Raw genomic sequence first — 18362 nt, 5'->3', positions numbered from 1 at the left:
CCACTGTCGGGAAGCAGAGTTGAGCAACAGAAGGGAAGGGCTCACCATGCCCATACGGACGACGGCACAGCAGCGCAGCCTCAAGTTCTTGATGTTCCTGCGAGCCGCGATCGCCCTGCAGACCGCGGCCATCTTCTTCCAGGCGGTCACCGCCGGACTGTTGTTGTCCTCGCAGCACGGAGAGGCGCTGCACAGTGCCGGGGCGCGCGGGATGTACGCCGCGGCGATGTTGTACGTGCTCACCGCGATCCTGGCGTGGCGGCCGGGCGGCGGCTCGCCCCTGCCCATCCTGTACGCGGTCGGGTTCCTGGTCCTCGCCTCGGTGCAGGTGGTCCTGGGCATCGCGCATGTGGCGACCCTGCACGTCCCCTTGGGCGTCCTGATGTTCGGCCTGAGCGTCCTTCAGCTGGGCCAGGTGCTGGCCGGCCGCCGCACTCGCGCGGATGCCGCGGTGTGACGGCCGTGCCCGAAGGCCACGTTCGACTTCCTCCACGTGCCCTGAGGATCAGCGGTACTTGAACTCCTCGATGGCCGCCCGGACCGTCTCCCGCATCGCGTCGCTGCCGACGTGTCCTGAGTCCTCGAAAATGTGGAGCCGCGCGTCAGGCCACATCTTCGCCAGCTCCCACGCCGTCTGTACCGAGCTGCCCATATCGTGCCGGCCGTGGACCAGCACCGCCGGGATCCCGGCCAGCTTGTGGGCGTTGCGCAGCAGTTGGTCCTCCTCCAGCCACGCGCCGTTGCTGAAGAAGTGGGCGCAGATCCGTACGAACGCGATCTGCGCGTCGACCTCCCGATCGCTGTACATGCCGGGCAGGCCGTTGGGCTCGTTCGAGATGACCGCGTCCTCCCAGGCGAGCCAGTCGGCAGCGGCCTTCTCCCGGATCGCGCGGTCAGGGTTCTCCATCAGCCGCGCGTAGGCCGCGAGCAGGTCGCCGTCCCGCTCGTCCTCGGGGACGCCGTCGCGGAACCGGTCCCACGCTTCGGGGTAGAACCGCCCGGAGCCCCGGTAGAGCCAGTCGATCTCGGTACGGCGGGTCATCGTCACCGCCTGAATGACGATCTCGCTGACCCGCTCGGGGTGCTGCTGCGCATAGGCCAGGATGAGCGTCGAGCCCCAGGAAGCGCCGTCCAGCAACCACCGCTCGATGCCGAGGTGTTCGCGCAGCCGCTCCATGTCGTCGATCAGGTGCTGCGTGGTGTTCAGACTCATGTCCGCCGCCGGGTCGCTGGCGTGCGGGGTGCTGCGACCGCAGTTGCGCTGGTCGTAGCGGACGACGCGGTAGCGCTCGGGGTCCCAGGCCCTCGTCGGCCGCTGCGGCGCGCCCGCTCCTGGGCCGCCGTGGACGTACAGGACGGGCTTGCCTTCAGGGTTGCCGAGCTGTTCGTAGTAGACGCGGTTGCCGTCTCCGGTGTCGAGCATTCCACTGTCGTAGGGACTGGTCGGAGGGTAGAGATCAACCATAACCGTCGATCCTAAGGCGTGATCGTGGTTGAGCTCCGTTATTTTCTCCCAACCTGCCGCATGGACATGGGCGTTGAGCCGAGGCCCGGGGCTGGTTCCTCCGTCTCGTCCTGCTCGGGCGACCGGTCGGCGCGCCGACGGGAGGTCAGGCCCAGCCACGGCGGGCGGCCTGCCAGCCGAGTTGGATGCGGGTGTCGACGCCGGCCTTGGCCATGAGGTCGGTGAGGCGCCGTTGGACCGTGCGGTGGGAGATGCCGAGCTGGCCGGCGGCCGCCTGGTCGGTCAGGCCGGCCAGGAACAGGGAGAGGATGCGGGCGTCGAGTTCGTCGATCCGGCCGACCGGCCGCGCACGGCGCACGACGAGCAGGAGATCGCCGCGCTGTACCGGGCGAGCGCGGAGGGCGAGCCGGAAGGCCCGATCGTCGTCCGCTACAACGCCCACCTGGCGGAGCGCGCCGTGCCGGAGTGGCAGGCGACCCTGGACGCCCTCCAGGAACTTCCGGAGATCGGCGCCGGTGGGCCGGTCGGCTACTTCGGTCTGAACATGGGAACTTCGACGTGGGAAGCGGGACGGGCCGTCACCGGTGTTGTTGGTGACGGCCCGTTGTGTTCGGGGTGTTCATGCGGCCAGGTTGGTGAGGGCCTGGCGTGCGCGCTGGGTGGTGCGCTCGGCGCGGTTCTTGAGGCGGAGCGCGCGGACGAGTCGGTCCTTCTCCGCTTCCCGAAGGCGCTCGTCGATCGTCGCGCGGACCACGTCGAAGTGGTAGGTCATGGTGATTTCCCCCTGGTGGTGGGTGCCTTCGGCATCACCGTGATGCCGGTCCCGAGGTCGCCCTTGTACTTCAGATTCTACACCAAGATGCCGCGCTGCACCTTTCATTATAAGCCTTACGTGGAAAATGCCCTACTGATCGAAGGTGTCGTGCGCCGAACGCCTGGGCGGTCACTTGCGGCAGGTCTATGTGTCCCGGCTCTGGGAGTTCACGCGTGCAGGTAGAGCGTGACGTCACGGCGGGCTTCGCCGATCCGTTCGAGGATGGAGAAGTCGGCTGGGGCCATCTCGGTGCAGATCAACACCCGGGTGGCGGGGATCCTGCCGTGGCTGCTGGCCGAGGCGAACGTGATCCACCAGTGCGGCCCGGCGAACGAGGCGCGCCTGCGCGCGCAGGCGGCCTCCCTGCCACCTCACCTGACCGGGCGTTACCTGCTGACCGGGTTCGTCGGACCCGAACAGCCGGACGTGCTTGCGCTCGCGGAGCTGGTCATCTCCCGCAGCGGCGCGGGCACGATCGCCGAGCTGACCGCGCTGGGGATGGCCGCGGTGTTCATCCCGCTCGCGTCCTCCGCAGGCAACGAGCAGGCCCACAACGCCTCCCACCTGCAGCAGGCCGGCGCCGCCGTCGCTCTGTTCGGCGAGGTCACCCCGACCGCCTTGCAGCAGGCTCTCGCCCCGCTGCTCACCGACCCGGCGCGCCGCTCGGCGATGGCCGCCAAGGCCCGCGAGCAGGGCCGGCCGGACGCCGTCGAGCGCCTGGTCGACCTCCTGCTCTCGGTGGCCGACGGCCGCTGACCGGTCCGGGATGCAGGTCGGCCCCGTTCTCGCTTCTCGCGATGACGGGTCCGCGAGCCGCAGCTGACGCTGCCCGCGGCCGGGTCGGACCCGTCACCGCTCGCTGAAGCCCGGCGAGGGCCCCGGCGCGCGACCGGGGCCCTCGCGTTGTCGATCCGGGAGGGGCACCTGCTGGGCGGGCCGGGGCACGGGCGGGCCGGGCCGCTGGACGCCGCCGCGAGCGTCGTTACTGTCCCATCTGCTCGTGGCGGGTGAGCAGTTCGTCGAACTGCTGGGCGCCGTTCGGGCGATGAGGAGATCGAGGTTCTCCGCCGACACCTGGGCCATCTCGGTGGAGCGCGGGACCAGGGCCTTCTCGTACGTCGTGAGGGCGGAGGCGCAGTCCCCCTCAGCGTCGGCGACGGCGTTGGCGAGTTCGGCGGCGTCGCGCAGGGCGAGGTCGGCCCCGACAGCGACGAACGAGGATACGAGGTGGGTGGCGTCGCCGAGCAGGGTGACGCCCGGGTTGAGCAGCCAGGTCAGGCCGATGTACGAACGCCAAGGTCCACGCCGCACACAGCCAGCCCCGCTACAGGACCAGTTGACCGGCCTTGAGTACTGACCGACCGGTCAGTACTTGCAGTCCTTCCCCGCCGTCACCACCCGGTGCTCCACGGCGTCCACCACCACCCGGCCGTCCTTCTCCCGCACCGCGGACCGGTACGACCACGACGCCGGCACGCAAAGCCAGTGGACGTGGATGACGGACCGCCAGGCACCGTCCCCGTACGACTCCGTCGGCAGCGACTTCGACACCTGCTCCACCGGCTGCCCGTCATCCGGGACCACTTCCACCGTCAGCGTCCGCGCCGGCCCGCCCTTGCATGTCGCCGTCACGTCCACCGTCGTGTACCAGCCCTTTCTCGGAACGACCCCACCACCGAACCACGCCTGCCGAACCGACTCCTCCACCCGGCACAACCCGCCGCTGCGCGTGCTCACCGGCACATCAACCGCACACCCGGCAGCAGCAACCACCATGAGCAGCAGTACACGGGACAACCGGATAAGGGTCATGCCCGCCAGACTGGCACCACCAGCCCGCCGCGCCCAGAGCCCCCGCACACAGCGGCACATGCCGCAGGCCAACCCCGGCCGGCTCGCCATGCCTGTCGACTGACCCGGCCTCGAGTACGGAACCACCCGCGACGTGCGAGCGGCCTCCCGCCTGTCGGCTCTGACCGCCCGTGAGAGTGACGCCCGTTGACCTCCGCCGGTCCGCACCGCCTACGCTGTGCAGCGCGGACCGGCTGCCCGTCTTGAGTGGGTCGATCGGGGCTCGGGCCGGGGGAGGGATAACCATCCCGCAGGCGATCCTGCTGCCCCTGGACCCGGTGTCCCGGCATCAGGTGACGACAGAACCGCCAAGTGCAAAAATCTCTCTCAGCCGCGTTGCTCCCTGCGGGCTGCGCCGATGCCGGCGGCGACCACCAGGACGGTGCCGCCGGCCTGGACGGCGGTCGGGGTCTGGGAGATGAGGATGAGCCCGGCCAGCAGGCTGATGGCCGGTTCGAGGCCGACCAGGGTGCCGTAGGTGGTCTTGCCGATCCGCTGAAGGGCCGTCATCTCCAGCAGGAAGGGCAGCAGCGGCATCAGTACCGCGATGCCCGCCGCTGCGGCGACCACGCCCCAGTCGAAGTTGGCGGCGACCGCGGGCGCGCCGAACGGTGCGCTGACCAGGGCGGCGACGGTGAGCGAGATGGCCAGGCCGTGCTGGGCGGTGAAGCGGCTGCCGACGTGTGCGGTGCCGATCACGTACAGCGCCCAGCAGGCGGCCGAGGCCAGTCCGAACAGGACGCCGGCGCCGCTGATCGCGCCGGTCCACGGTGAGGTGAGCAGCAGGACGCCGGCAGCGGCGAGTGCGAGCCAGCCGAGTTCGGAGCGGCGCTTGGAGGCGGCGACGGCGACGGCGAGCGGGCCGAGGAACTCGAGCGCGGTGGCGGTGCCGAGCGGCACTCGCGCGGTCGCCTCGGAGAACAGCAGCATCAGTGCGGCGCTGACGGCGCCGAGCAGAGCGGTGGCGATCAGGTCGCGCCGGGACGCGGCGCGCAGCGCGGGCCCGAGCGAGCGGCCGGTCCAGGCGAGCAGGATGACGGCGGCGAACGCGATCCGCAGCCAGGTGGTGCCGGCCGGGCCGATGGAGTCGAAGAGTTCGGTGGCGAGCGCGCTGCCGGTGTGCAGTACGGCCATCGCGGCGAGCACGAGCACGGCGCCGGGCACCCGCCGCCGGGTGTCCGTCCGGAAGGACTTCTCAGCCGTCTGCTGGCCGCCGTCGACAGCGGTGGAGGTGGAGGTGGAGGTTGATGCGGTCACCCAGTCATTTGATCGCCAGCAGGCCGTTTCCGTCCACGGTCCATTGGTGGACCGATCGTCCACCATTGGTGGACAATATCCTCATGGAACCATTCGGCCGGCTGCCCGACCTCACCCGGTTGCGCCTGCTGGTCGAGCTGGACCGGCTCGGCACGATGGCGGCCGTGGCCGACCACACGGGGTACGGGACGTCGGCGATCTCCAAGCACCTGGCGGTGCTGGAGCAGGAGGTCGGCGTGCCGCTGCTGCGGCCGGTCGGCCGCCGGGTGCGGCTGACGCCTGCAGGTGCGCGGCTGGTGGAGCACGCGGTGGGGATCCTGGCGGCGGTGGAGGAGGCGACGGCCGAGCTGCGCGGCGGCGCGGAGCCGGCCGGCCGAGTGCGGCTGACCAGCTTCTACACGGCGGTGGAGCCGGTGGTGCTGCCGATGGCGGCCCGGCTGCGGCAGCTCCATCCGCGGGTGGAAGTGGAGATGTCCGAGCATGAGCCGGAGCGCACCGTGGAGCTGCTGCGGTCGGGCGAGGTCGATCTCGGGGTGGTGTACGACTACAGCCTGGTGCCGCATCCGTGGCCGTCGGAGCTGAGCGTCCGGAGGTTCGAGGTGCAGCCGCTGTACCTGGCCGTACCGGCCGGCCACCCGGATGCGCAGCGGCCGGTCGCGCTGTCGGAGCTCGCCGCCTTCGCAGAGAGCGGCTGGATCACCAACTCCCGTGGCACGGACGACGACGAGCTGGTGCACCGGGTGTGCGCGATGGCCGGTTTCGTCCCCCGGATCCCGCACCGGATGGACAGCCTGCACCTGGTGAACAGCCTGGTCGGCGCGGGCCTGGGGGTGGCGGTTCTGGCCGAGTCCGGCATCGAGCGCGACCGTACGGACGTAGCCTTCCGCCGCCTCGACCCGCTGGCCGGCACCCGCCGCAGCTTCCTGCTCGCCCGTGCCGGCCAGTGGACCTGGCCCCCGATCGCCGCCGTCGCCGCCCTGATCTGCACCGGCTTCGCTCAGGACAGCTGGGCCGACCACCTCGCGGCCTCCCAGGAGACCTGCGGCTGAGCATTCCGGCTGGCCCCGTCCGGCCAGGTGGGTGCTCAGTGAGGGGCCGATCAGTTCGGTGAAGCCGGCAGCCGTGGCATCCCGGGCCGACGCGCTGACTAACGAAATTGGGGACCTCGGGGCCGCCGGGAACGGTGCCGCACGCGGCTTCGCCGGGCCCGCAGCCGCGATCCGGCAGCAGTTCGCGACCCCGGGGTCGACCGCCTCCGGACAGGCGCTCACGCGCCCGTCCACACCCTCGGCAAACATGGCATGACCTGGTGTTTTCCAGAAATTCGCCTACGCTGGGGCGTTCTGCTGGCCAGCGTTGGAGGGGACATCGTGAGTGAGGAAGCCATCAGGTACGACGCAAGCCACCGTCAACACCGCACAGCGGCGATCCCCGCGTAGCTGGTCCTCACCCCGCCGCCCACCCCGAACCGGGGACGACCGGCCTGCCCGCGATGACCCAGACCGAACAGCTGCAGGCCGAACTGGAGGCAATCGGCATGGACGCCTCCCGCCACCTCATGGAGCCCTACCATCCGCTGCTTGCCGAACGCGGCGTCACCCCCGCCCACCGACTGAGGGACCATCAGACGGGCGAGACTGTGTTGGTCGCCGGTGCGAAGGTCGCGATCCAGACCCCGCCGATGAGGAGCGGCCGCCGGACGATCCTCGTGTCGTTGGACGACGGCTCCCGCGGCGACCGGGGCCAAGTCGACCTGACCTACTTCGACGACACCCACGAGCTGGTCGTTATCTATAGCTGTCAAGCCTTCCCCAGATCAGAGGCCTACGTGTCGTGATGGCACGTAGGTCACGTAGGACCCCTCTCGACGTGTGACAACGTCCTCCGAGGAGCTGGCAGGACGAGATCGCCAAACGATGCCTCAAGAAGAGAAAGGGTCATGTGTCGAGGCGACCGTGAAGATCAACACGATGTCAGATCCCCTGGTACGGCAGTTGACTCGTGGAGCGATTGGACGGCCGGCTACGGCGTCACCGCCAGGACGGCGCCGGGTAGTCGCGCGCCGGTGCTCCGGACTTGCTCCGACAGATCCGTCGTTGACGATGACACACGCCTGGCTGCACTCCTAGAATCCTCAGGGCATCAAGAGAGCCGTCACGTACGGGCGCAGTACTTGGGGACGGCAGAATTGACTGACAGGGGCGACAGGGGAGGGTTGAGGTGAGATTTCGGACCAGAGACATCCTGCACTCTGCTCCGATCAATAAGTGATCTTCGCGTCATGTTGTGCATGGAAACCTCGGGGGTCCGATGAGAGCTTCAGGGATCCCATACGGGTCAGCGCACCTCGTGCCGCTTGCCGCGAAGGGCAAGGTTGGGACGATGGCTGGTCCAGCTAGGATCAGGGATTTCGAACGTCGCCGAAAATATCAGCTGGGAGAATTGTGTGAGCGCTGACGTAATCATTCAAATCGCATCCAGCCCGGGCAGTGAAGAACTCGCGTCCCTGCGAACCTGGCTTTCACGCGATCCTGCAGTCCGCCGCGCGCGAGTGCAGGCTGCGTCAATTAATCCCGACGATCAAGGCGGCATCTTTGAGCTAATTAGCATTATACTGAGCGATATAGGAACGATCGCTGCTCTCGCCGGTACGATCCGAGCCTGGATGAGCAGTCGAAGGACTCCACCTCAGCGCGTTAATATCACGCTTCCCGACGGGTCCGTTGTCTCTGTGGATCTGGATAATGACCAGCCGGGCGAGTAGCCCTCGGCACTGGGAGCCAACGGGAGTCCGGGTTGTCCTGATTGGATTTTCAGAGTACAGCCACTATCACCCTCTGCCGGCAATAAAAAGAAATCTTGAGGACCTTGCGGAGCTTCTCGTTGACCCGATGAGCTTTGGGATCCCGAGGGAGAATATTGAAATCTTGGACGATCGGGAGGCAACTGCCGCTGATGTAATATTGGCAGTTGAGGCAGCGGCGCTATCGGCCGGGGAAACGCTGATTGTCTACTATGCGGGGCATGGCGTGATCGATGACGCCTCGTCGGGGTTCCACCTGGCACTACCCGGAACAAGGCCAGGCCTGGAGGACGTCTCCGCACTACGCTATGACTCTCTGAGAATCCGAATTCGCGAAGGCCCCATACGGCGTGTCGTGATTCTTGACTGCTGTATGAGTGGGATGGCAGTAGCCGATTTTCAGGGCGGGCGAATAGGAGACGCAACGAGGATCGAAGGCACGGGGGTCCTTACGGCTTGCCATGAGAACGAGAATGCCAAGGCCCCCTTGGGGGCAACTCATACGGCATTCACCGGAGAAATGCTAAGGATACTGCGAACTGGCATAGTCGGGGTAGGCGAGTACGTCTCACTCTCGGACCTTTACACGGCGCTCCGCAGAAACCTAGCAGAGAGTGGCTTGCCATCCCCGCAACTCGGGGGGAGGAACCAGGCTGGCGACATTATAATCGGGCGCAATCGAGCAATAAAAAAACCAAGGCCTGAGGTTAAAGCGCCGCGCGTCCTCTCTATTGCCGCATATAGGGCGCCGGTGACTCCGATGACATTCAGTCAGGATGGAAGCACTTTCGCCGGTGCTGTTCACGCCGGATTTGTGGACACCTACCGCATTGGCGGCGATCGGATATCGCGTGTACTGCACCATGCCTCCTTGAGCCGACGACTGCGTCGAGTGAGCTCGCTGGCGCTGAGTCCGGATGGTGAACTTCTGGCCACGGCTGGCAATGACGGATTAATTCGGATATGGGAATCGAAAAGCGGTCACAATATGCGCGTGATCCAGCATTCGAAGGGTGCGGAGCGGCGGGAAAGTGTTGCTGAAATCGATTTCAGCACGGATGGAAAATGGCTGGCCAGCCTTGGCGGCGACAAGGTCCGCATCTGGAAGGTTGAGACTGGCGAACCGAATCCGCAATGGGGTGTAGCCGACCACATTTCCGCCGAGGGTATTTCTTTCATTTCAAACGGAGAGCTTGTTGCCTACTATGGCGATACGGTGGAGTACTGGGAGGTAGAGTCTGGTCGGCGTGAGCGCCGTCTATCGACCCCCGGGAAGGTGCTTGCTGTTGGCCGAAGCGGAATTGCTGCCCTTTCGGGGATCCAGGATTCGGGCGGCGGTTCGCTGAAATTGTGGGATTTGAGCGGACACGAAATGGTCCAGCGCATAGAGTACTCGCTCGATCCCGGTCGGGTGGCGGCACTGAGTCCCGAGGGGCGCTATGTTGCGACTGTCCGGACAACGTCAACGGACATTACGTATGATGTTGAGGGGCTTCCAATCTATAATGAGTGGAGCGACCTCTATGTCTGGGACATCCAGTCCGGTGAAAAGGTGTTCTCGAAGTCCAGTCGCCTTGGAGATGGCGATGCCGAGTTTGGCCCTGGAGGACTTCTCTCGTTTGGTGTCGACAAGGGAATGGCCAGCATTTGGAGACTCCCGCTTTAGAAAACAGTCACTGATTTGTACTCGGCGCGGTGCTTGCGGCCCGTACCATTCTGCGAAGGCTCGCACGCGCCGCCTCTAGATCCTCTACAGCCTCGGACAGCTTCGTCTCCAAGTCCTGCTTCTCGCGCTTCCAGGCCTCTCGTGCAGCTCTGAACTCATCTAACTGGACGGTGAGTTCGTTGATGCGGGTCACGAGTTCGCCGACACCGACCTGATCGAGCTGCTGTCCCAGGTTCCGCCGCACGACATTCTTGAGGTTGTCCCGCTCCAGCCGCAGAGGCGCGATCTCATGACGAGCCATCTCCAGGTCGGTTCGCAACGAGGCCGGGCTCGGCGGGCGCCCGGAACCGGGTTGCGGCGGGTGCGCGGCTTGACGAGTGCGGGCGGCCTCGATGTGCTCGCGGACCCCCTCTGCGACGAGACGCCCAGTCAGACCAGTGCTCGCCAAGGCGAGGCGGCATCTCTTGCAGCGTCCGTTCGCGGTACGGTTCATGAAGCGACAACTCGCTGTCATACAGGGATAGATGACAGTACGACGGTTGTCCCGATCGCCGGTGAAGAGCATGGTGGCGGCGTCCCACCCGCTCGGTTCTCCGGGCTGAGCCCTCTCATGTGCGAGGTGGAGCGAATTTCGAGCGACAGGGCGGCGGGTTTCCTGGACGATGACGGCCGGTGACAAGCAGGACGACGTGGCGGTGGACGGGATGACGATGACGGGAATGTCGCTGGAAGCACTGGACGCGGTGGTGTGGGACGGGCTTGAGACGGGGCGCCCGATCGATCCGGTCGAGGACGTGCCGCGGACGCTCCGTCGGCTCGCTCTTGCGGGTGCGGAGGCGACGGAGGAGGACTGCTACCCGCTCTACTCCCTCGTCACGAGGGACGGGTGTGAGACGCCGTCCGCGATGCCGGTTGCCCTGCCGTTCGTCGTCGCGCTCGCCGCCGACCCCGGCATGGGCGCGCGGGTCTTCCTGGTCGAGCTGCTGGTGGCCATGAACGAACCGGGCCAGGCGGAGGAGGACTGGGCCAGGGCACGGGACCTGCTCGCGGATCCGGAGCCGGCGGTGCGGCGGGCGGCGATCCCGCTCGCGCGCAGCGTCGCCCGGTTGCTGGATCGGTGGCGGGTGGAGACGGATCCGGCAGTTCGGCTGCCGGTGCTGATCGCCCTCGGCGAAGCCGCGGCCGAGCCGGAGGCGGACCAGGACGCCGTCGACGCGGCACGGGCAGCGCTGGCGGACGTGCTGGGCGGGGACGATCCGGTGATGTGGGTCGCTGCCGTCTACGCCTCGGCCGGCCTGGACCGGGAGCTGGCGGTCCGTCAGCTGGACCGTCTGGTGGAGGTGTTCTCCGACCTCGGGGTGCGGCCACGGTTCGAGGACGTATGGTTCGTGCCGAACGTCGAGGGCCCCTGTGATCGCGAGACCCTGGTCTGGTGGGTCGCTCGGCGGTTGGAGCACGATCCCGAAGCGAAACTGTCCTTCACCGCCCGACTGATCGAGGCGTCGAGGTGGACCGGGGATGCCCTGCTGTGCCGGGAGGCCCTGGACGTGGCGTGGCAGCTCCTCATCCAACGGCGTTCCGTGGCACCCACGTTGCTGCCGCTGGCGGGCGGTCTGCTGGATGACCCGGACGGGGCCGTCCGGCTCAGGGCCGCGAACATCCTCGCGGCACTCGGCCCTGCGGCGGCCCCGTACGCCGACCGGCTCGCCGAACTGCTCGACGACGACGGGGCCGACGAGTACCTCGACGGAACGGTCGGCGAGATCGCCCATTGGGCGCTGGCCCGGATTGGTGACCCGCGCGCCCTGCCGGGCCTGATCGAGCAGCTCCGAGCGCAGGAGGAGGAGCACGGCCGCGGCTACGGCACGGCGGAACCGAGGCGGCCGGACATCACGGACGTGCTGATCCCGCTGCGAGCGCACGCGGACGTCCTGCTGCCCGCGGTGCGGGAGGCTATCCGCCGCGGCGGGGCCCGAGGCGGTGCGACCCGCGGGTTCCTTGCGGTGTTGGAGGCATGGGGCGCGGACGCGGTGCCGGCACTGCCGGATCTCCTGCCGCTACTGGCCGACACCTGGACCTCGATCTCTGTGGTCGGTGTACTGCGAGCGATGGGCCCGGCAGCCGCCTCGGCCGAACCGGCCCTACGCACCTGCCAGGTGCTGGACTACCCAGGGAACCACTGGTCGGTGACCTGGACCGCCGCGTGCATCAGTGGAGACCGTGCGGCGGCGCTCCGGCTCCTCGGCGACGCGGTCATGGCGGCCGAGGAGCCCGAGTTCGGGCCGTTCGGCGCGCTGGCCGAGTTCGGCCACGACGCCGCGCCGTATGCCGACCGGGTCCGGTCCATCATGGAGAACGGCACGCAGTGGTCACGGCTCAGCGCGGCGATCACGCTCATGTCGATCACCTGCGATTCAGGGCCGGCCATGAAGGTCCTGGAGGAGTTCGTGCTGCCGATCGCCGCTGGTGGCGACCAGTTCGGGGCCTTCCGCGACGCACTCCAGCCCCTGATCCGGATCGGCGAAATCAGTCCGGCGATCCAGACCGCACTGCTGGCCCTGCAACAGTCGGAGCGCCGCCTGTCCCAGCTCGAGGGCTACCAGAGGATCTTCCAGGATGAGGAACTGCGTGGGCTGATCGAGCAGGCCCTCGTGTGCGCCCAGGTCTCACCGGCCGAGGCATGCTGAAAAGTCTGGTGAACTCGGGTTCTCCAGGCCGAGCTGTGTCTCATGAGACGACGGCAGGGTGCTGGCTCCCATCTGTAGGCACAAGGTGATGGCAACCCCGACGCTCTGACATGCGTTCAGACGTCGCCGAGAGCCAGGAGGAGATCCCCCCGTGAAGAGCGGCGTCGGCGTAACTCGTCAGGTGTGGGTGATCTCGCGTGGTGGGAGACCGGCCGCCCGCCCGTGCTGCCGCGCTACTTCGGTTCGGGGCCTGGTCGACCTTCTCCGGGATCACCGCCTTGACCTTGCGTTTGCGCAGGTAGGCGCGGTTGATCCAGGAGGAGTACGCCTCTTCGGCGGCGACCGCGTCCGGCCGGGTGCGCGGACGGCAGACCGGCCCGCCCACCCTGACCTCCTCCAGCACCGCGACGAACCGAGGGCTGTCAGCGGCCTGCCTGGGGGTGAGCACGAACGCCGACGGGCGGCAGCGGCGGTCGGCCGCAAGGTGGACCTTGCTGGTCAACCCGCCGTGCGAAGGTCCCAGCGCGGCCGCCTCGAGCCGGGCGCGGCGGCGCCGCAGCAACCGCAGGCGCTCCGCGCGGTCCTGCCTCCCGCGCTTGCGACTCGGCCGTCACTGGGGCGGGTTGCCCGGTTTCTGTCGCCCCTTTTCCTCCGCTGCGGCCTTCTCCAGCGCCGCCAGGACCTCCGGGTCCACCGCCATCCCGGCCGCGTCGTGGTGCGCACGGGCCACCGTGGAGTCCACGCTGACCGGGGGCAGGTCCGTCTGGCCGCGCCGGGCGGCCTCGGCGATCATCCCCTCCATCAGCGCGGTGAACACGCCGGCGTCGCGCCACTGGGCGAAGCGGTCGTAGACCGTCTGCCAGGCCCCGAACTCCTCAGGCATCTCCCGCCACTGACTTCCGCTGCGGAACCGCCAGATGACGCCCTCGAACTGATCGCGCAGGCGCTGCGGGTAGGGGCCGTACCGCCCGATCGGCAGGAACGGCTCGATCAACGCCCACTCGCTGTCGCTCAGTTCACGTCGCGTCACATGAGCGTTATACCAGCTGGCATGGTCCCGGGGCCCGAATCGGGCGATGTTGATCACAACTCCAGACAGGCCCTAGCATGGGTCCCACGACGCCGGAGTTGCCGGCGTCAGGAAAGGGACCACAATGCGCATCCGAAAGCTACTCGCCGCCGCCACCGTGGCCGGCACCGTTCTGACCGCGGGCGTGGCGACCACCGGCACGGCCTCGGCCTCCAACCTGGCCGACTGCCAGGGTGGCCAATACGTCTGCCTGTACTACAACTCCAGCAGCAGCGGCTACGGGGCCGTCTTCGTCCAGGGGTCGGACATATCGGACTACTCGGGCTACCACTTCGGCGAGAGCGCCTACGGCACCAGGGGCGCCGGCGTCTCGGTCAAGAACAACGCCGCGTCGGTCGACAGCTGGTACGCCGGCTCCTTCACCGTCTACTACAACAGCGGCTACCGCAACTGCAGCTACGCCTGCCAGACCATCCCGGACTACGGATTCAGGGACCTCAACTCGACGATGAAGAACAACAACGCGGCCGGCTTCTTCGGCTGAGTCGGAGCTCACCCCGTCCGAGAAGTGACAGCTGAGAGCTGACAGCGGTCTCCGACCATGGGCACTGGCCGGAGACCGCTGCAGCCCAACCTACTTCAGCCGTCCACGCCCGCCCGTCTCGCCGAACCGAGAGAGATCACGCCTGTGTTCAGCCGCCCGCGTCGCTCCACCGCCCTCCTGATCGCCCTGCCGCTGCTGCTGGCCGGCTGCACGAGCGCCGTCGCGGACCCGAAGCGCGGCACCGACGCACCGTCCCGCGTAGTGGTTCCGCCCCTGGTGTCCGCCACGCCCGTGCTCGACTCGGCAAACAACCAGCCGCTGCCCCTGGACGCCTATCTGTTCGATCCGGAGCAGATGTTCACGGTCGAGAAGGCTCAGGCGCAGCTCGGCACGAGCTGCATGGCACGCTTCGGATTCAGTTACACGCACCCGGCACCGCTCCAGCCGAGGCGCGGCAGCGATGCCCCCACCACCCGCAGGGACGGCCGTTACGGGCCGCAGAATGCCGCCGTGATGGCGAAGTGGGGCTATCACCCGGAGGGCGACGACGTCGGCACGGGCTCGGCGCCCCCCAGGCCGCAGCTGAGCCAGCAGATGACGGCCGCACTGCGGGGTTCGTCCGACATGAAGCAGAAGTACGGTCCCGGTGGGCAGGTCATCAATGGCCAGACGGTGCCGGACCACGGCTGCGTCGGGGAGACCGTCAAGAAGCTGACCGGCGCCGTGGACGGCAGAGTGGGCGATGCGCAGCTCGCGGAGGACCTCAAGTTCCGTACGCTGCAGGACTCCCAGCAGGATGCCCGGACCCGGGCGGTGTTCGCCCAGTGGTCGCAGTGCATGAAGGAGAGCGGCTTCAGCTACCCGGACCCGGTGGCCGCGATGGGCGACAAGACGTGGTCGGACAGCCCCGTGCCCACGCCCCACGAGATCCTGGTGGCGACGGCCGACGCGGCCTGCCGGCACAGGACGAACCTGGTCGGCGTCTGGTACGCCGTCGACTTCGCCTATCAGCAGCAGGCGATCGCCGAGAACGCCGCCGCCATGGCGCAGATCAAGACCGCCCTGCAGGCCCAGGTGAAGGCCGCCACCGCGGCGCTGAACGGCTGAGCCTCGCTTGGGGGCGCTCGGACACCGGCGCTAGGACACCGGCGCCAGGGCGGGCCGGCCGTGCGCCCCGATCCCCACCACCGTCACCAGGTGAGTGGTCGTCAGTGGGCTGGTCAAAGGGGTCTCCTCACAGGTCCGGGCAGGTGCACCGGGGCAGCCCACCGGGCCGTAACCGGCGACCCGCCGAGGCGTACCAGTCCACCAACGCGGCGGAGATCGCGTGGAGCGTGCCGTCCGGGTAGGCCGCACCGATCAGGCCGTCGCAGAACCGCGCACAGCGGAGATCCGCGCCGCCGAAGCCGCCCTGCGCCACCCGGTGATGCCGCAGCCCTCATCGACCGCTGCTACCGGCAGACCAGCCTCGTCTTCCCGGCAGCCCGCCTGGTGATCGACAAGCTGCGCGGCGCTTACTTCGAACTGCGATCAGCTACGGGTGAACCGGGGGTTCCGGCTGGGCAGTGCTGGTTACGTTCCCGGGTATGGAGATAGTCGAGGTTCTGCCTGAGTTGCACCTGCTCGCGTTCGAAGTCGGACACGCCTACCTCTGGCGCGACCCGGGGGCGTTGACGCTGATCGACACCGGCGTGGTCGGATCCGGCCCGGCCATCGCGGAGGCGGTGCTCAGTCTTGGGTTCGCGCCGGGTGGCCTGCGGCGGATCGTCCTGACGCACTGTCATGAGGATCACGTCGGATCGGCGGCCGAGGTCGCCGCCTGGTCCGGTGCGGAGGTGCTGGCGCACGCGCTCGACGCGCCCGTTATCCGGGGGGAGCGAGCCGCAGCGGAGCCGGTCTTCACCGACGCCCCCGTGTGGGAGCGCGAACTCTACGAGAACATGTCCCGCCCTCCGGCGGCCCCGCCCGTGCACGTCGACGTCGAGCTCAACGACGGTGACGTGCTCGACTTCGGCGGCGGCGCGCGGGTGGTCGCCGTCCCGGGGCACACGGACGGGAGTGTCGCGCTGTATCTGCCGGGGCCCCGGGTGCTGTTCACCGGTGATGCGGTGGCGAACGTGGGCGGCCGGACCATCCTCGGGGTCTTCAACACCGACCGGAAGCGGGCCATCGACTCGTTCCACCGGCTTTCTGAACTGGACGTCCAGACCGCGGTCTTCGGGCACGGCGACCCGCTCACGGCCGACGCCTGGGCCGTCCTGCGGGCAGCTGCGGCATCGACCGTCTGAGCTTCTTCTTTGACCTTTGCCCCCCCGGTCGGCTCGTTGAGCCGGCCGGGGGTTTTGGCGTTCGGCGGACAGCGGAACGGCCTCGAGGTGATCACGGGCGCTGTCGAGACGGCATTGATCAACCACGAGGCCGTGAAGGTGAGTCTGCTGGACGAAACCGCCCGCGCCGGCCCGGTCGGAGCGGATGACCGGCAGCCCGCCGGCCTGGCCAGCGGGCGTGACCGGGCCGGACGTCTCCAGCTCGCGGGCGGGCGGTGCCCCCGGTGCAGGGGCGGCGTGCTACAGGTGGGCCGCCAGAGCCTCGTGGACGCGACGCCAGGCGTCCGCGCCGGCTTCCGGGTCGTAGTCGGCCGGGCGGTCGGCGCAGGCGAAGCCGTGGCGGGCGCCCGGGTAGCTGACCAGTTCGTGGGGGACCTTGGCGTCGGTGAGGCGCTGCTCGGCCTGCTCCCACTCCTCGGCGAGAATGATGTGGTCCTCCTCGCCCCTGAAGCCCAGCAGGAAGACGCCGTTGGCGGCGATCCGCTCGCTGTTCTCCAACGGCGGCACCGGGCCGACCAGCGGAAAGCCGCTGTTGAGCAGCCAGCCCGGGTAGAAGACCGCAGCCAGCTCGAAGCGCAGCTCGGTCGCCGCGCGCACCGCGATGTGCCCGCCCATGCTCAGCCCCAGGAAGGCCACCCCCCGCCCGCCGGCCTCGCTGCGCGCGAACGCCAGCGCGTCCGCGGCATCCGCGACCAGTTCGTCGCGATCCAGCGCACGCATCAGTGTCAGGCCCGTCTCGCGCTCCTCGGGCGTGTAGCCGAGCTCGGTGCGCCGTGCGCTGCGCCAGTAGTAGTCGGGCGCCAGCGCCACGAACCCGGCCTGCGCCAACTCCGCGCAGGTGGCCCGGGCGTAGGTGTTCACCCCGTACAGCTCCGAGCAGACCACCACCGCGCCACGCACCTGGCCCTCCGGGCGGTGCACGTACGCCTCCACGCCGTCGGCCTCGCCGAGCGTCTGCCACTGACCTGCCATCACAAATCCCCCGTGATCGTCTATCAAGAGATGCCGGACCGCATCCTAGGCCCGGCTGTCGCGCCGGAGCGCACCAGCCCTGTCAGGATGCCATAGTGACTGATCGTCACATCATTCCCATGCGCGGCCGGGCTGCCTGGTGGCCGGCTGGGCGGCCCGAGCCCCCTCGGGGGCGGCACCCGCCCTCACGATCGCTGCGCGGTGCCCACGGGCGCGCGCGTCTCTCGTCGGCGCATCGTCGGGATCGCCCCGCTGCGCCTTCGGCAGCCCTGGGACGGACTTCGTCATACGGGCGGACGGCGTCCAGGCAGCGGCGTTGCTCGGCGGTCAGGCGAGAGAGATCGGCAGGTAGTGGGCTGGCGAGCGGGACATACGGGCCTTCGTAGAGGCAGGTGGCGACCGGACGGTCCTTGAGGTCCCGCTCCCTCGGGGGCACGATTGCAAACTCGACATTGGCCGGGAGAGCCCAGAAAACCGGGTTGTAGTCCGCGTAGTGTTCCCGGCAGGCCGCGTGTGAGGCGCCGGGCAGATCGTTGTAGGGATTCGGCCGGGGTCGATGGCGGCCTGGGCGACCACCTCCGCACGGTGCGGCACGGCGCACGCTTCGGGTACCACCTCGCGTGGGAACCCGTCGAAGGCATCGGAATGTGTCGGGAGGTAGGTCTTTGACGGGAGCCGGAAGCAGCTGCCGGGCGTGAGCGAGGTGAGCGCCACCGGGTGCTCGCTGTCGGTCGCCCGGAAGGCGAGCGGGACAAGCAACGCGGCGGCCAGGGCCACGCCGCCCTGATCCCGAGCCACACCCGGGCAGTTGGGCCATCCACGGCACGCCACCGCGGCCGGCCCGCACGCGGCACGACGTCCGAGACCTGGGAGGACACATCGGATGGAGAGGTTCGACGCGCAGCACCGACGAGGACTCTTCCCGCCGGGGCGCCAGGGGCACTGC

At 68.6% G+C, this 18362-nt stretch carries 18 protein-coding genes and 4 pseudogenes; 12 read left to right on the top strand and 10 right to left on the bottom strand.

Going from position 1 to position 18362, the window contains the following annotated elements:
- The first annotated feature begins 46 nt into the window (after positions 1 to 46).
- On the top strand, positions 47 to 457 hold the full coding sequence (locus tag FB465_RS00230) for a hypothetical protein (protein ID WP_145786556.1): 411 nt from the start codon (positions 47 to 49) through the stop codon (positions 455 to 457).
- A 48-nt stretch (positions 458 to 505) separates the two neighbouring features.
- Here the strand turns inward: FB465_RS00230 and pip are convergent, their stop codons facing one another.
- Positions 506 to 1465 carry a prolyl aminopeptidase gene (gene pip, locus FB465_RS00225; RefSeq protein ID WP_145786555.1) on the bottom strand — a complete coding sequence of 320 codons (960 nt, stop codon included), beginning with the start codon at positions 1463 to 1465 and terminating at the stop codon, positions 506 to 508.
- 145 nt (positions 1466 to 1610) lie between these two features.
- Positions 1611 to 1823: a helix-turn-helix domain-containing protein gene (locus FB465_RS00220; RefSeq protein WP_425461105.1), complete on the bottom strand. Its 213-nt coding sequence runs from the start codon at positions 1821 to 1823 to the stop codon at positions 1611 to 1613.
- Here FB465_RS00220 and FB465_RS36460 point away from each other — a divergent pair.
- Positions 1803 to 2021, top strand: a pseudogene (locus FB465_RS36460) (alpha/beta hydrolase); the annotation flags it as partial. The gene FB465_RS00220 and the pseudogene FB465_RS36460 sit on opposite strands and share 21 nt — an antisense overlap.
- Before the next feature lie 63 nt (positions 2022 to 2084).
- On the opposite strand, the gene FB465_RS35455 reads toward FB465_RS36460, so the two are convergent.
- The gene (locus FB465_RS35455; protein WP_170290446.1) at positions 2085 to 2237 is read right to left on the bottom strand and encodes a hypothetical protein; all 153 of its coding nucleotides are present in this window, start codon (positions 2235 to 2237) and stop codon (positions 2085 to 2087) included.
- A 288-nt stretch (positions 2238 to 2525) separates the two neighbouring features.
- Between FB465_RS35455 and FB465_RS00210 the strand changes: the two are divergent.
- Positions 2526 to 3035: pseudogene (locus FB465_RS00210) on the top strand (UDP-N-acetylglucosamine--N-acetylmuramyl-(pentapeptide) pyrophosphoryl-undecaprenol N-acetylglucosamine transferase); the annotation flags it as partial.
- Positions 3036 to 3128: 93 nt separating this feature from the next.
- On the opposite strand, the gene FB465_RS00205 reads toward FB465_RS00210, so the two are convergent.
- The 3 genes from FB465_RS00205 to FB465_RS00195 form a co-directional block, all read right to left on the bottom strand.
- Positions 3129 to 3590 carry an FAD-dependent oxidoreductase gene (locus tag FB465_RS00205; RefSeq protein WP_145786552.1) on the bottom strand — a complete coding sequence of 154 codons (462 nt, stop codon included), beginning with the start codon at positions 3588 to 3590 and terminating at the stop codon, positions 3129 to 3131.
- Positions 3591 to 3644: 54 nt separating this feature from the next.
- Positions 3645 to 4016 (bottom strand): hypothetical protein, encoded by a 372-nt coding sequence (locus FB465_RS00200; RefSeq protein WP_145786551.1) that lies wholly within the window; start codon positions 4014 to 4016, stop codon positions 3645 to 3647.
- A gap of 441 nt (positions 4017 to 4457) precedes the next feature.
- Positions 4458 to 5387, bottom strand: coding sequence for an EamA family transporter (locus tag FB465_RS00195; protein ID WP_246192421.1), 930 nt, complete (start codon positions 5385 to 5387; stop codon positions 4458 to 4460).
- A gap of 83 nt (positions 5388 to 5470) precedes the next feature.
- Here FB465_RS00195 and FB465_RS00190 point away from each other — a divergent pair, with 83 nt between their 5' ends.
- The 5 genes and pseudogenes from FB465_RS00190 (at position 5471) to FB465_RS36455 (ending at position 9856) form a co-directional block, all read left to right on the top strand.
- Positions 5471 to 6436 carry a LysR family transcriptional regulator gene (locus FB465_RS00190; protein WP_145786550.1) on the top strand — a complete coding sequence of 322 codons (966 nt, stop codon included), beginning with the start codon at positions 5471 to 5473 and terminating at the stop codon, positions 6434 to 6436.
- 443 nt (positions 6437 to 6879) lie between these two features.
- Positions 6880 to 7224: a hypothetical protein gene (locus tag FB465_RS00185; RefSeq protein WP_145786549.1), complete on the top strand. Its 345-nt coding sequence runs from the start codon at positions 6880 to 6882 to the stop codon at positions 7222 to 7224.
- 609 nt (positions 7225 to 7833) lie between these two features.
- A complete protein-coding gene (locus tag FB465_RS37795; RefSeq protein WP_425461103.1) occupies positions 7834 to 8151 on the top strand; it encodes an effector-associated constant component EACC1 in 318 nt (105 codons plus the stop codon).
- Positions 8132 to 8794, top strand: a pseudogene (locus FB465_RS37790) (caspase family protein); the annotation flags it as partial. The gene FB465_RS37795 and the pseudogene FB465_RS37790, both read left to right, overlap by 20 nt.
- A gap of 156 nt (positions 8795 to 8950) precedes the next feature.
- Positions 8951 to 9856, top strand: coding sequence for a WD40 repeat domain-containing protein (locus FB465_RS36455; RefSeq protein ID WP_246192420.1), 906 nt, complete (start codon positions 8951 to 8953; stop codon positions 9854 to 9856).
- A 7-nt stretch (positions 9857 to 9863) separates the two neighbouring features.
- Here the strand turns inward: FB465_RS36455 and FB465_RS00175 are convergent, their stop codons facing one another.
- Positions 9864 to 10175, bottom strand: a complete 312-nt coding sequence (locus FB465_RS00175; RefSeq protein WP_145786547.1) for a hypothetical protein — start codon at positions 10173 to 10175, stop codon at positions 9864 to 9866.
- Between the two features lie 343 nt (positions 10176 to 10518).
- Here FB465_RS00175 and FB465_RS00170 point away from each other — a divergent pair, with 343 nt between their 5' ends.
- On the top strand, positions 10519 to 12543 hold the full coding sequence (locus FB465_RS00170; RefSeq protein ID WP_145786546.1) for a hypothetical protein: 2025 nt from the start codon (positions 10519 to 10521) through the stop codon (positions 12541 to 12543).
- A 194-nt stretch (positions 12544 to 12737) separates the two neighbouring features.
- Here the strand turns inward: FB465_RS00170 and FB465_RS36450 are convergent.
- Positions 12738 to 13573 (bottom strand): annotated as a pseudogene (locus tag FB465_RS36450) (IS5 family transposase); the annotation flags it as partial.
- 124 nt (positions 13574 to 13697) lie between these two features.
- Here FB465_RS36450 and FB465_RS00155 point away from each other — a divergent pair.
- On the top strand, positions 13698 to 14117 hold the full coding sequence (locus tag FB465_RS00155; RefSeq protein ID WP_145786544.1) for a hypothetical protein: 420 nt from the start codon (positions 13698 to 13700) through the stop codon (positions 14115 to 14117).
- A 144-nt stretch (positions 14118 to 14261) separates the two neighbouring features.
- Complete coding sequence (locus FB465_RS00150; RefSeq protein ID WP_145786543.1) at positions 14262 to 15224, top strand: hypothetical protein; 963 nt, start codon at positions 14262 to 14264, stop codon at positions 15222 to 15224.
- A 127-nt stretch (positions 15225 to 15351) separates the two neighbouring features.
- Here FB465_RS00150 and FB465_RS00145 read toward each other — a convergent pair whose 3' ends face one another.
- Complete coding sequence (locus tag FB465_RS00145; protein ID WP_145786542.1) at positions 15352 to 15537, bottom strand: hypothetical protein; 186 nt, start codon at positions 15535 to 15537, stop codon at positions 15352 to 15354.
- A gap of 166 nt (positions 15538 to 15703) precedes the next feature.
- Between FB465_RS00145 and FB465_RS00140 the strand changes: the two genes are divergently transcribed.
- Positions 15704 to 16405, top strand: coding sequence for an MBL fold metallo-hydrolase (locus FB465_RS00140; protein ID WP_145786541.1), 702 nt, complete (start codon positions 15704 to 15706; stop codon positions 16403 to 16405).
- A gap of 279 nt (positions 16406 to 16684) precedes the next feature.
- Here the strand turns inward: FB465_RS00140 and FB465_RS00135 are convergent, their stop codons facing one another.
- Complete coding sequence (locus FB465_RS00135; protein ID WP_145786540.1) at positions 16685 to 17416, bottom strand: dienelactone hydrolase family protein; 732 nt, start codon at positions 17414 to 17416, stop codon at positions 16685 to 16687.
- Positions 17417 to 18362 lie beyond the last annotated feature (946 nt).

It is taken from the genome of Kitasatospora atroaurantiaca (genome assembly GCF_007828955.1).
Taxonomy (GTDB): domain Bacteria; phylum Actinomycetota; class Actinomycetes; order Streptomycetales; family Streptomycetaceae; genus Kitasatospora; species Kitasatospora atroaurantiaca.
The sequence above is the reverse complement of the archived record's forward strand: the minus strand, read 5'-3'. Positions and strand labels throughout refer to the sequence as shown.

Excerpts from the sequence above, each read along its gene's own strand:
- FB465_RS00230 (WP_145786556.1), top strand. The coding sequence starts at position 47 with ATGCCCATACGGACGACGGCACAGCAGCGCAGCCTCAAGTTCTTGATG.
- pip (WP_145786555.1), bottom strand. The coding sequence starts at position 1,465 with ATGGTTGATCTCTACCCTCCGACCAGTCCCTACGACAGTGGAATGCTC.
- FB465_RS35455 (WP_170290446.1), bottom strand. The coding sequence starts at position 2,237 with ATGACCTACCACTTCGACGTGGTCCGCGCGACGATCGACGAGCGCCTT.
- FB465_RS00190 (WP_145786550.1), top strand. The coding sequence starts at position 5,471 with ATGGAACCATTCGGCCGGCTGCCCGACCTCACCCGGTTGCGCCTGCTG.
- FB465_RS00185 (WP_145786549.1), top strand. The coding sequence starts at position 6,880 with ATGACCCAGACCGAACAGCTGCAGGCCGAACTGGAGGCAATCGGCATG.
- FB465_RS36455 (WP_246192420.1), top strand. The coding sequence starts at position 8,951 with ATGACATTCAGTCAGGATGGAAGCACTTTCGCCGGTGCTGTTCACGCC.
- FB465_RS00170 (WP_145786546.1), top strand. The coding sequence starts at position 10,519 with ATGACGGCCGGTGACAAGCAGGACGACGTGGCGGTGGACGGGATGACG.
- FB465_RS00155 (WP_145786544.1), top strand. The coding sequence starts at position 13,698 with ATGCGCATCCGAAAGCTACTCGCCGCCGCCACCGTGGCCGGCACCGTT.
- FB465_RS00140 (WP_145786541.1), top strand. The coding sequence starts at position 15,704 with ATGGAGATAGTCGAGGTTCTGCCTGAGTTGCACCTGCTCGCGTTCGAA.
- FB465_RS00135 (WP_145786540.1), bottom strand. The coding sequence starts at position 17,416 with ATGGCAGGTCAGTGGCAGACGCTCGGCGAGGCCGACGGCGTGGAGGCG.